7 protein-coding genes are annotated in these 12155 nt (G+C 49.0%); 4 read left to right on the forward strand and 3 right to left on the reverse strand.

Annotation, left to right across the window (positions count from 1 at the left end):
* Positions 1–5 precede the first annotated feature (5 nt).
* Positions 6–2780, reverse strand: coding sequence for an outer membrane beta-barrel family protein (locus HGH91_RS21135; protein WP_168740794.1), 2775 nt, complete (start codon positions 2778–2780; stop codon positions 6–8).
* Between the two features lie 222 nt (positions 2781–3002).
* Between HGH91_RS21135 and HGH91_RS21140 the strand changes: the two genes are divergently transcribed.
* The gene (locus tag HGH91_RS21140) at positions 3003–4721 is read left to right on the forward strand and encodes an IlvD/Edd family dehydratase (protein ID WP_168740795.1); all 1719 of its coding nucleotides are present in this window, start codon (positions 3003–3005) and stop codon (positions 4719–4721) included.
* Between the two features lie 28 nt (positions 4722–4749).
* Entirely contained in the window at positions 4750–5508 is a 759-nt protein-coding gene (locus tag HGH91_RS21145; RefSeq protein ID WP_168740796.1) for an SDR family NAD(P)-dependent oxidoreductase, read from the forward strand.
* A gap of 37 nt (positions 5509–5545) precedes the next feature.
* Here the strand turns inward: HGH91_RS21145 and HGH91_RS21150 are convergent, their stop codons facing one another.
* Positions 5546–9580, reverse strand: a complete 4035-nt coding sequence (locus tag HGH91_RS21150; RefSeq protein WP_168740797.1) for a DEAD/DEAH box helicase — start codon at positions 9578–9580, stop codon at positions 5546–5548.
* 202 nt (positions 9581–9782) lie between these two features.
* Between HGH91_RS21150 and HGH91_RS21155 the strand changes: the two genes are divergently transcribed.
* Positions 9783–10667: a hypothetical protein gene (locus tag HGH91_RS21155; protein ID WP_168740798.1), complete on the forward strand. Its 885-nt coding sequence runs from the start codon at positions 9783–9785 to the stop codon at positions 10665–10667.
* Between the two features lie 70 nt (positions 10668–10737).
* Here HGH91_RS21155 and HGH91_RS21160 read toward each other — a convergent pair whose 3' ends face one another.
* Complete coding sequence (locus HGH91_RS21160) at positions 10738–11469, reverse strand: GntR family transcriptional regulator (RefSeq protein WP_168740799.1); 732 nt, start codon at positions 11467–11469, stop codon at positions 10738–10740.
* Between the two features lie 241 nt (positions 11470–11710).
* On the opposite strand from HGH91_RS21160, the gene HGH91_RS21165 reads away from it, so the two are divergent.
* Positions 11711–11965 (forward strand): hypothetical protein, encoded by a 255-nt coding sequence (locus tag HGH91_RS21165; RefSeq protein WP_168740800.1) that lies wholly within the window; start codon positions 11711–11713, stop codon positions 11963–11965.
* The last annotated feature ends 190 nt before the right edge of the window (positions 11966–12155 follow it).

Below are 12155 nucleotides of genomic sequence, written 5' to 3' on the forward strand. Positions count from 1 at the left end.
GTCACTTATTGTTTCGGGGCGCCCGGACCCAGTTTATTAAAATTCCAGATAAAAGACAATAACGCATACCGGCCAATAGTACTGTAGCGCGTTTGCGTAATGGTATTGGTTTGCACAGACCTGTCGAACCCTATATTCTGATTGAATATATCATTCATAGAAAAATTCACCTGCATCAGCTCTTTCTTTCCAAATTTCTTGGCAAGAAATGCATTCACGATCACCGCATTGTTATTACCGGTAAACACGGCCGTGCGCTGGCGGATCGCATAACTCATATCTCCATGCAGCTGCAGCTTCCAGGGCAGGTATACATCTGCATTGGGCTCTATATAATACGACCAGTAATCGGTACGGAAAGTGCTCTGCACAGAAGATACACCTACGTTATAGTTAGCGCTGGCAGTAAAATAAAACTGGTACTTCTTCTCTACTTCTTTTTGCATGTTAAAGCTGATAGAAGTACGGCTGGAGTTGGTAATATTCAACAGCGAGTTGACATAGTTCACATTCCGGGAAAAATCGCCTCCTATACTGCCACCAATCCTTAGGTCCCATGGGCTTATCTTCCAGCCCATGTCCAGGTCGTACCGGATGCTCCGGTTACCATTCACGTTCACTGCCTGCGACGTTCTTTTGCCGGAAGTATCCAGATCGCTCCGGCTGCTGATAGCATCCGAAACAAAATTATAACTGGCAGAAGCCCAGATACTCCGGCCACTCATTACCTTGAAATCTGAATAACCCAAGCGGAAGCTATTATTGAAAGATGGCTGCAGATTGGGATTTCCGATGACGATATTCAAAGGGTCATCGTTGGTGCGGATGGGTTGTAACTGGTTGATATCCGGTTGCTGCGTATACCCCTGGTAGAAAAAGTTAAGACGGCGCTGCTGGGTAAAGCTATACCGCACCGATGCGTTGGGATACCAATTCACAAAACTCCGCTCCTGCACGTGGTCCCGGAACATGTCCTTTTGATTAAAATTGGTGAATCCAACGTTACCGCCCAGGTTCATCCTCAATTTATTATTTAACGTATACGCGTAGCTGATACCACCCCGATGCGTGAGTATATTAAAGGCGTAGTCATTGCTGTATAGCGAATCCAGCAGGCTATATTTACCGCCATTGTTTTTATTAAACGAGTTACGGTTCGAATGACTATTGCTTACATTAATGCCATAATTAAAAACGAGCGACGATTTTTTTGAAAGCGGCTCTGTATAGGTAATATTCGTATTAATGTTGAGCTGCTCGTTATTAACGGTCTTCAGCTGATCAATACGCTGGGTAGAATCTACCTGTCCTTTCTGATAAAACTCGGTCAACGCATCCAGGGTACCTTCCCCATTGGTACGGCTGTAATTTTCAGCAATATTCAGGGAAACAGTACGTCCTTTCTTCTTTAATTTTTTACGCCAAAGCAAATTCGTATTGAGTTTGCCGGCATCAGACGTGTTGTTGGTAATACGATACCCGTTGTTAATCAGCATATCATTCTTCTGCATCTCAGAAGTATTGCGCATGCTGGTAATTTTATGATCGAGCCCTCCATCTACCAATAATTTAATGGATGAAGTAGAATCTACCTGCAATTCATAAAGACCATTGATCCGGTTTCTCATGATACTGTTTTTCGATTGCTCCGCTGAGTTACTGGAATAGATGGTATCTTTCAATATATTCTGGGTAGATACGGTTTTATCAGCATCTACATACAGCTTCATGAATTTATAGTTCATATTCAGGTTCTTCCGGTCCTGGTCCCACTTATCACCGTAGTGCAGTCCACCGGTCTGCACCAGCGGATACCCGTTATCTTCATACCGGCCACTCCAGTTATCGAGGTCATCACCGCCGGCGCCAAAAAACTCCATGTTACCCTGGTCGTCTACGGAAATGGAACTGGCACCAAACTTTTCCCGGTCCTCCCAGTTGAGGCCAATCTTTCCCGTATTAGACATAATGCCGTAGGCCGCAATTTTCTTCTTTCCCCGGAATAAATTAAATAGCCCTTCTGTGTTATGAAAGCCATGATCGCCGGCGCCTACAGCCAGTTTTCCGAAGTAGCCCCTTTTCTTGTCTTCCTTCAACTGGATATTAATGGTTTTTGATTTTTCGCCATCGTCTACTCCCGTAAAGGTGGCCTGGTCGCTCTTTTTATCGTATAGCTGTACTTTATCCACCATATCGGCGCGGAGATTTTTGGTCACCAGCGTCGGATCATCTCCAAAAAATTCTTCCCCATCTACCAGTACTTTCTTTACCGTTTCCCCCTGGGCGGTAATCTGGCCTTTACTATTGACCTGGATACCCGGTAATTTCTTCAACAGGTCTTCCACAGAGGCATTGGCCGCAGTTTTGAAACTTTCCGCATTGAACTCTGTAGTATCTCCCTTCATTTTGATGGCGGCTACTTTTTGTTGTATCACTACTTCTTTCAGGAGGCGGGATTTCTGTATCAGGATAATCTTGTTGAGATGAATATGAGAAGTATCCGTTAGCGTCAATGATTCCACATAATCGGCGTAGGTGGGGTAAGTGACCAGCAGGACATAGTTACCGGCAGGAATATTTTTAATGTCGAAGTGACCTTTATCATCGGCTCTGACAAATTTATATAATATGGAGTCTTTAGCGTGTAGCAATGCTACTACCGTGTTGGATAATTTGACGCCATTTAGTGTATCCGACACATTTCCGTTGATGGTAGCCTGTTGGGCAGCACAGCACAAACTCACAACAATGTACAGGACAGTGATTAGAATTTTTTTCATTGTAGGATTTACAGGTTGTTAATGACAGACGCAACAACGGCGAAATTCCATAATTTATTTTGAGCTTATATTACCGTGTGTGATAAACATCTGTTAAATAATAGCCTATTTATCATGTAGGGAAAGGAGATTATTTCACCTGATAATTTTAGGGTTGCATACCACTTCCAAAATCCGTAAATTTCAACATCTGTAACAAAGTACACTATATCCATTCCCGTTATGCAGCAGGAACATTCACTTAGAAGTAGTCACTGGTTTGCCCGTGGAGGCAAAGATGGTTTTATTTACCGCGCCTGGCTGAAGAAGCAGGGCATTCCTGCCTATGAGCTGGAAGGCAAGCCTATTATCGGCATTTGTAATACCTGGTCAGAACTTACGCCCTGCAACTCTCATTTCCGGGAATTGGCCGAAGCGGTAAAAAGGGGCATACTGGAGGCCGGCGGTTACCCGTTGGAATTCCCGGTGATGTCGTTGGGGGAAACCCTCATAAAGCCCACCGCTATGTTATACCGCAACCTGGTGAGTATGGATGTGGAAGAATCGATCCGCGCCAATCCACTGGATGGGGTGGTATTATTATGCGGGTGCGACAAAACCACGCCGGCGCTGGTCATGGGCGCCTGTAGCGTGAATATCCCCACCATTGTAGTATCGGGAGGCGCTATGCTCACCGGTAGGCATAAAGGCCGTGCCATTGGCACCAGCGATATATGGCGGTTCAGCGAAGAAGTAAGAGCAGGGCGCATGACACAGGAAGAGCTGGCCCTGGCCGAAGCAGGGATGTGCCGGAGCGACGGGCATTGCGCGGTAATGGGCACCGCTTCCACCATGGCTTGCATGGTAGAATCTCTGGGACTATCGCTGCCGCAAAACGCCGCCATTCCAGCACCTGATGCCGCCAGGAAAGTACTGGCGCAATTGTCCGGTACGGAGATCGTGAAAATGGTAAAGGAAAACAGGCGGTTGTCTGATATCCTCACCAGGGAAGCCTTTGAAAACGCCATCCGGGTAAATGCCGCCATTGGCGGGTCTACCAACTTCGTGATACACCTGCTGGCCATCGCCGGCCGCATAGGCGTTCCACTGAACCTGGAAGATATGGACACTTTTTCGGCGAATATCCCCCTGATCGCCAACCTGCAGCCTTCGGGCAGTCATTTTATGGAAGATCTTTATTATGCCGGAGGACTACCGGCAGTGATCAATGCTTTGCTCGGTCATTTACACAAGGACTGTATCACGGCCAATGGCAAATCCATCGGCGCCAACTACGCGCATGCTGTCAGCTATAACCCCGACGTGATCACTGGCATGGATACCCCCTTTAACCCGGTATCAGGTATCGTGGTGCTGAAAGGCAATATCTGTGAAAACGGCGCTGTGATCAAACCTTCTGCCGCCAGCCCCCATCTCATGCAGCATACCGGCAAAGCCGTAGTATTTGAAGATATTGACGACTATAAAAAACGTATCGATGACCCGGCGCTGGAAGTAGATGAAAACAGTATACTGGTGCTTAAAAACGCAGGCCCCATAGGATATCCCGGCATGCCGGAAGTAGGTAACCTGGGACTGCCGGCGAAGCTGCTGGCAAAAGGTATCACCGATATGGTGCGTATTTCCGACGGACGGATGAGCGGTACCGGCTTCGGCACCGTAGTGCTGCACGTATCGCCAGAAGCCGCTGCCGGCGGCACGCTGGCCATTCTCCGCGACGGCGACATCATTACCCTGGATGTGCATGAGCGCCGCCTGCATGCAGCACTCTCCGATGCGGAAATCGCTAAGCGAAAAGCTGCGTGGCAACCGGTATACACACAGTCGACCCGCGGATACGTACAACTATACCAGCAGCATGTGGAACAAGCCCATCTCGGCGCCGACCTCGACTTCCTCAAAGGCAGCTCCGGCAGCGAGGTAACCCGCGATTCTCATTAACTACGCTGATCACACTTAAAGAACTGTTATGAATTTCGAAAATAAAGTAGCCATCGTTACCGGAGCCGGCCAGGGTATTGGATTTGAAATATGCAAACAGCTGGTCACACGGGGCGCCATTGTTATACTCAATGATATCGATGATGCCCTGGCCCGCAGCGCCGCCGATGAAATTACGTCCGACAAAGGTATTTGCATTGCCATGCCTGGCGATTCCAGTGATGTAACCTTTCTTCAACAAATGGTCAACACGGTGGTAAGTCGCTACGGCAGCCTGGATATCGTGATTGCCAATGCCGGCATCACTTTGTTTGGCGATTTCTTTACGTATAGTCCCACGGCATTTAACCGGGTCATGCAGGTGAATTTGGGCGGTACCTTTTTCCTGGCCCAGGCGGCGGCCAATCAAATGAAGCGACAGGAACAGGGAGGCGCCATCCTGTTTACCTCCTCTGTAACCGGCCACCAGGCGCATAAAGACCTGGCAGCTTACGGCATGAGTAAAGCCGCCCTGGAAATGCTGGCTAAAAACCTGGTAATAGAACTGTCTCCTTTTAAAATTACGGTCAACACAATTGCTCCCGGCGCCACCCTCACCGAACGTACGCAAGACGATCCTTCCTACGAAAAAACCTGGTCGGCCATTACACCAATGGGACGGCCGGCCCACACGCTGGACATTGCCCAGGCAGCGCTATTCTTCGTATCAGATTACGCCCGGCATATCACCGGGCAAAGCCTGGTGATTGATGGAGGATGGACAAGTATCAGTCCTTCTCCTTTTTGAGCAAAGCGAAAAGCAGAAAGCTATTATCGCGATTCACTTATACCTCATGCTCCGCTGCAATCAACGCCAGCAGCTCTTTTGCAGTAAGACGGCCCGACTGGTCGCTGCCCTCCAGCAACTGGTCGGCCAGGTCTCTCTTACTATTGTGCAGGGCAATAATCTTTTCTTCAATAGTATGCTGCGTTACCAGGCGATAAATGGTAACGGGCCTGGTTTGCCCGATACGATAGGCCCTGTCGGAGGCCTGCTCTTCGATAGCCGGATTCCACCAGGGGTCCAGGTGAATCACGTAATCGGCCGCGGTAAGATTCAGTCCGAGCCCGCCTGCTTTGAGGCTGATCAGGAATAACTGGCCCTTACCCGACTGGAAATCTTTTACCAGTTTATCACGCTGTGAAATGGGCGTACTACCATCGAGGTACAGGTAAGTAATGCCTTGTGCCTGCAATGCTTCCCTCACCAGGTCGAGGTGTTTTACAAACTGGCTGAACACCAGCGCGCGGTGGTTGTTGGATACCAGCTCTTCCACTATTTCCTGGAATACCTGCAATTTGGAAGATGCGATATCAGTTTCTGCATCCACCAGCTGCGGACTACAGGCCGCCATGCGCAGACGGCTGATTTCAGCCAGCGCACGGATATGTTGCTGGGCCATACTTCCCTCCTGCGCTTTGATATTTTCCAGCGCCTTCCTGCGCACCGCTTCATAAAAGGCCGCTTCATCGGGCGATAAAGGCACCATTTTCAGGATCTCTGTTTTCTGTGGCAGCTCATCCAGCACCGCCGTTTTGGTACGCCGCAGGATAAAAGGTGCAATCAGTTTCTTCAGATGCAGCTTCACGGTGCTTTCCGGGTTACGGACAGAAGGGAATACAAATTGTTTATTGAAATGATCCAGGGTACCCAACAGGCCAGGGTTAAGGAAGTTAAAGAGGTTCCAGATCTCTCCCATATGATTTTGTATAGGCGTGCCCGTTAGCATCAGTTTAAATCCTGCCTGCAGCGACATGGCCGCTTTGGATGTTTTGGTCTGGAAGTTTTTAATGGTATGCGCTTCATCCAGTACAACGGTAGGCCATTTGACGGTCGACAGCAATTTCTCTTCCGCCTGTAGCAATCCATACGTAGTAATGACCACATCGAGTGGACCGGCTTTTTTGATCATGGCGCTACGGCGGCTGTTCGCCAACAACAGTATATTCAGGGAGGGTGCAAAGCGGCGGATTTCATTGCTCCAGTTGCTCACCACCGAGGCGGGGCAAATAACCAGTGCAGCCCCTTCCGTGGCCCGGTGCAGCAGCAGGGCGATGGCCTGGATGGTTTTACCGAGGCCCATATCGTCCGCCAGGCAGGCGCCGGCTCCCCAGGCCGCCAGGTGGGTCATCCAATGAAACCCCTCTTCCTGGTAGGGGCGCAGGGTAGTTTGCAGCGTAAGCGGCACAGGAACGCTAAGTTCCATCGCCGTTGCCCGTTTACGGGCAAAGTCTTTCCAGGCGGCATCGGTACTGACTTCCCCTGCCTGTTCCAGCCACTCCTCCAATACAGGTGCGGCAAAAGCAGGGACACTGATACCCTGGCGATCGATGCCGGCAAAACTCGACATTTCGTTTAGCCGTTTGCGTAAGTCGCCCGTCAATGCCAGGTATTCGCCATTCTGCAGTGCAATAAATCGCTTCTTCACGGTGAGCGACGTATCCAGCAAGTCTTTCAGCGACAATACGGTAGTTTCATCTACTTTCAGCTCACCTTCGCACATAAACCAGTGATTCTTTTCCCGGATACCGATGCTGAGTTGCGCAAATCCTGCCTGTTGTTTTATTTTATACCGCTCTCCTTCCGGCCATTCCGCCCTTACCAGATCAGGGTGTTGGCGGATCACCTCCAGCAGCTGGAGGCAGTCCAGCGGATCTTCAAAAATGATGGTATCATCGGAGATATCCGGTAGGATGGCTCCTTGCAGGAGGTTCATCAACGCGTGCAGGTTGGCCTGTTCCCGGGGCAGGTCCCGGATAGCCTGCCAGCGTTCACCATTGCTGACGCCGATGATATTGTGTGCGCCGGTGCCGGGTTTACAATAAGGCGGGTCCATTGTAAAGGGCTTTACATACAGGCCGGCTTTTAATCCTTCGCCCAGCGGTAGCAGCTGAATCACAATGCGGCTGTCGGCCGGCCGTTTGTTGATATTGGCCGTCATATCGCCCATATCGGCATGGATGGTGAGGTGCGCGCCTATTCCTTTCAGCACCTGTAGCAGCTTATCTTTCCCTGCATGGGGTACTATGCGTACCTGTTGCAGGGTTTGCAGCAGTCGCCGTTGCTGGGCAGTCAGGGAGATGACCTTCAGCCGGGTACTGGTTTCTTTTACAAACACCGTTTCGCTGACATAGTCCTCCATATTGGCGCTGAAGGTATATCCCTGGCGGGTATTGTTGATGCTCAGTTCCGGCGGCGCTTTTATGATTTCCACAGGGATAGTGGGATCATCGGCGGCAAACAGGTACGGGTGACCGGCAATTTCCTGCCAGACGGTTTCTGCGAAAGAGTAGGATTCCCCATCATAGTTATAGTAGTGATCCTTTTGAACGGTATTGCCTATACGAAAATCCTGGGGCGTCATGGCTTCGGCCTTTCCTTCTTTCAGCTTTTTCAGCGCCACATTCCTGCCGGCGCTCCAGCTATTATTTCCCTGGGAAGACTGAAGCACCGGCTGTATTTTGTAGTGGTCGAAGTCTACCAGGTAAATTAACCGGGAAGCCGTTACATTTTTCTCTTTTTTACTAAGATGACTATCTACGCCCAGCAAAGTGTTCAGCAACCGCTCCCAGTCGGGCGTTTGCTCCATTTGCGAAAATACCGGTGGGTAGCGGGTAATGGCGGCTATCTCCTGAAAAGTGCTTTCATATCCCTGGTAATCATCTCCTTTAAATAAGCTTAAATATTCGTAGGTCAGTAAACGATATTGCCGCTCTATGCCCAGGCTGAGCAGGCGTCCGATCTGCGGGCCAAAGGTGCGGAGCAACCGGCTATTGGGATGCAACAACTGCAAACACAATACCGACAGGTAGCTGAGCAGGGGGCTTTCTCCTCCTTCCAGTAAAATAAGCAGCAGGTTATCTCCTTTTTCCTTACGACCTGCATGAAAGTGCAGCAGGCAAATGGCCGGCGTAATGGCCGGGAATAGTTTCCGTTCGTACGTGGCCGTTATTTTACTGATTTTCGGATTTACCTGGTCCCCCGGCAGGAGTGCCAGCGTAAAAGCGTAATAGAATGCGTATACTGGCGACAGGGGCAGGATATTTTTTTTATCGTGCTGCCGTTGCCGTTTGATTCCTTTCTCAAACAGGGTCAGCGCTTTGCCGGGATCGTTGGCATAGAGCTGTACCACCGCCTGGGCATATATATCGTCTGCGTCATCATCGGTAGCGGGCGGATCGAGGTGTCCCTGCAGCAGGGCAAGCTCGGGGAAGCTCACGGCGTATTGTTGGCGGAACGCTTCCAATACCACCACCGACGGCATTTTTAAAACATTATACTTCAAGGCAAACCTGGCCATTTCCTGCAGGCTGTCCTGGCTAAAGAGTGCGAGCAGCGACGCATAGGCCGGGAAATACAGCAGGTACGACAGATAGGGCTGGTATTCTTCCAGCTCCTGTTCTATTTTCCGGATGGGAAGCGATAATAGTAACCGGTCGCCCGTAAAATAAGCGGTGAGTAATTGCTGCAGGTCTTGCAGGCGGGCGCTTATGCTATAAAAGGCATGTATGGCGCGCCTGGTGCCGGGCAGGAGTTGCTCAAAAGCCGGCCTGGTAATCGTTTGGGGGAACAGCCAAAAGTTCATTTCCGGCGTCAGCGAATAGCTGCCGGTCACATTTTTTATGGCCAGTCCCGCAGTAACCAGGTGTTGCAGGATATCACCGATCCGGGTGCCGTGCACTTCCATGATGCGGTTTACCGCATCTGTGATGGTAAAAGTTTCCAGGGGATACAGGTACACCGACATGACCTCCATCACCAGCCGGGTATCGCTTTCCTGTGATTCGTATTGTTGCAGGTAGTATTGTTCGTTTACCATGGCAACAAATTTAGCAGATTATAGGGAGCGGGACGCATTTTAATCATCGTATTAAACAAGCGCCCCGTAGAAAATATTTTTTCATCGTGGCAACCTTTTCATTGTTTCTTCCGAATAAGTATACGTACCGGATTGCGCTGCCTTGCTGGCCAGCGGCAGGCAGTTGCGTACGTATTTTATTCCCGAAAAAATTTTAATCAGCATGAACTGCGTAACAAACACCTTATTCTCATGGGTAGCTATAGCCGGTATTGTGGCCCTCAGCGCCTGCGGCAGCAAAAATAATAACCCTGATAAGCCTGCACCGAAGCCGGTAGTACAAATCAGCGCCAGCGCCACGGTGGGTAATCATATCACTGATGTAGACGGCAATTCGCTTTATTATTTTTCCAACGACTTTAACGGATCCAACAACTGCAGTGGTGGTTGCGCCGCAGTATGGCCTATTTATTATGCAGGCGACAACCTGGCACAGGCAGCACTGGGCACCGGTCTTGACATCAAGGATTTCGCTACCATTACTACTACCGATGGTAAAAAGCAAACTACCTATAAAGGATGGCCGCTGTATTATTTTGCGCCTAATGTAGGTGGTAGCAATGTGCGGGAAGCAGCAGGAGAAACCAAAGGAGAAGCGGTGAATAATGTATGGTTTGTGGCTAAAACAGACTACACTATACAACTGGTAAATGCGCAGCTGGTGGGCGCTGATGGTAAAAATTACCTGGCTGACCACACCGAAGGTACCGGTAAAACCCTGTACTTCACAGATGCCAAAGGTGTTACACTGTATGCTTTCGCGCCGGATAAGTTTAATGCGAATACTTTTACCAAAGCAGATTTTTCCAACAATGCCATCTGGCCTATCTATGAAACCGACCAGGTGGTAGTACCTTCTATACTGGATAAAACGCTGTTTGGCACCACCACGGTGTTTGGTAAAAAGCAGCTGACCTACAAGGGATGGCCGCTGTATTACTTTGGCCAGGATGCCGGGGTTAGAGGTTCCAACAAAGGCGTGAGTGTGCCAAAACCGGGCGTATGGCCGGTGGTGACCAAAGATGCAGCTGCTGCGCCGCAGCCTTAATACGATAGCGCCGTACCGGCTTATAAAGCTGGTACGGCGCTGTAATATGATCTGTTGATAAGTAGAGTAGTTAGTCTCTCCTGCTTTCCACCGTATATACGAAGCTATCGGCACGGTAGTAGCCAAGGTTATATTCAATAGGGCGCTCGCCCTGGTCGTATACGAAGCGTTTCCTGAACAGGATAGGACTTCCTGGTTCCAGTTCCAGTTTGGATGCAATAAATTTGTCGGCTGTTTTGGCGCTGATCTCTTCTTTGGAGAGCGTTGCCACTGTCATATATTCTTTCTCCAGTATTTCATAGAGCGGGCGTTTAAAATCTTCTTCCCCGGTTAATCCTACCCTGGGGTGGAAATAGGAAATAAAATATACAAAAGGCCCTTCTGCTTTACCTCTGAGGCGCTCCAGTTTCAATACTTTTCTATCGGGGCTGATTTCGAAGAAGTTGGCTACCGTTTCATCGGGTAATACCCAGGTAACATGTAATTCAAAGTTTTTGATGGTGATGCCGCGGGCATTCATTTCCTGCGTGAAGCTCAGCCAGTTCTTGGATTTAGAGCTGATGGCCGTTTCGGCCACTTTGGTACCTACCCCCTTCTTCCGGATGAGCAGTCCTTCGTATACCAGTTTATTGAGTGCATGGCGTAAGGTAGACCGGGAGATAGCCAGTTGCTTTGCCAGTTGGATTTCATTGGGTAAAAATTTTCCGCCGGCATACTGCGGATCCTTGATCATATTCCGTAACAGGTTTTCTGCCTGAACATGAAGGGGTAGTGGATTTTTATGATCTATGCTCAAATTCATGCCGCAAAAAAACTGGAAAATAACAAGAAAACCAATTTTCGACCGCTGATTCTGGCGTGCAGTGGTGGTTTTTCGTACCTGTAAAAGGGTGATCCGGTGTAAACATTAAAAATAACATCTATCCATAACGAGATAATTTAAAATAATTTATTAAAAATCAGCTGGTTAAGGTTTTGTTAAAAACTTTTCTTGCATTAATTCATTAATGTTTCTATGTTTGTACATAATAACCCGGAACCACATGATGAAAAACTTATTCATAGCTCCACTTTCTGCGGAAATCACCATTACAGCTTTCACACCGGAGAGCAGTCAGGTACAGTGTCATCCGAAAGCACAGGCAGCATCGATTCAGGGAAACAAGCCGCTGGCTACCGGCCACCGGTTGATTCTTTTTTTAGCCCTCAGTGATAAAACGATTTTGCAAAGCATGGAGTGGATCTGGAGCAGCCCTGCGTTTACCCGAACGCAGACGATTGAACGTGGTTGGGTATAAGAAGATACAAGCCCTCATTTAGCATGGATATATACCGGAAGTTGTTGCAGCACTAAACCCATGAACCATATCATTGCTCACAACAGCTTCTATGACGAGCACAATGTAAACAGAGAAGACCCGAAGGACCAGCAAATTTCAGGGAAGAAGCCGACCTGTTGTCAGATGCTATTGCCGTTTAAAAAATGGA

The sequence above is a fragment of the Chitinophaga eiseniae genome, assembly GCF_012641265.1.
GTDB classification, from domain to species: domain Bacteria; phylum Bacteroidota; class Bacteroidia; order Chitinophagales; family Chitinophagaceae; genus Chitinophaga; species Chitinophaga eiseniae_A.

What these genes read in the sequence shown, in the direction of transcription:
- HGH91_RS21135 (WP_168740794.1), bottom strand. Translation starts at nt 2,780, where the DNA reads ATGAAAAAAATTCTAATCACTGTCCTGTACATTGTTGTGAGTTTGTGC.
- HGH91_RS21140 (WP_168740795.1), top strand. Translation starts at nt 3,003, where the DNA reads ATGCAGCAGGAACATTCACTTAGAAGTAGTCACTGGTTTGCCCGTGGA.
- HGH91_RS21145 (WP_168740796.1), top strand. Translation starts at nt 4,750, where the DNA reads ATGAATTTCGAAAATAAAGTAGCCATCGTTACCGGAGCCGGCCAGGGT.
- HGH91_RS21150 (WP_168740797.1), bottom strand. Translation starts at nt 9,580, where the DNA reads ATGGTAAACGAACAATACTACCTGCAACAATACGAATCACAGGAAAGC.
- HGH91_RS21155 (WP_168740798.1), top strand. Translation starts at nt 9,783, where the DNA reads ATGAACTGCGTAACAAACACCTTATTCTCATGGGTAGCTATAGCCGGT.
- HGH91_RS21160 (WP_168740799.1), bottom strand. Translation starts at nt 11,469, where the DNA reads ATGAATTTGAGCATAGATCATAAAAATCCACTACCCCTTCATGTTCAG.
- HGH91_RS21165 (WP_168740800.1), top strand. Translation starts at nt 11,711, where the DNA reads ATGATGAAAAACTTATTCATAGCTCCACTTTCTGCGGAAATCACCATT.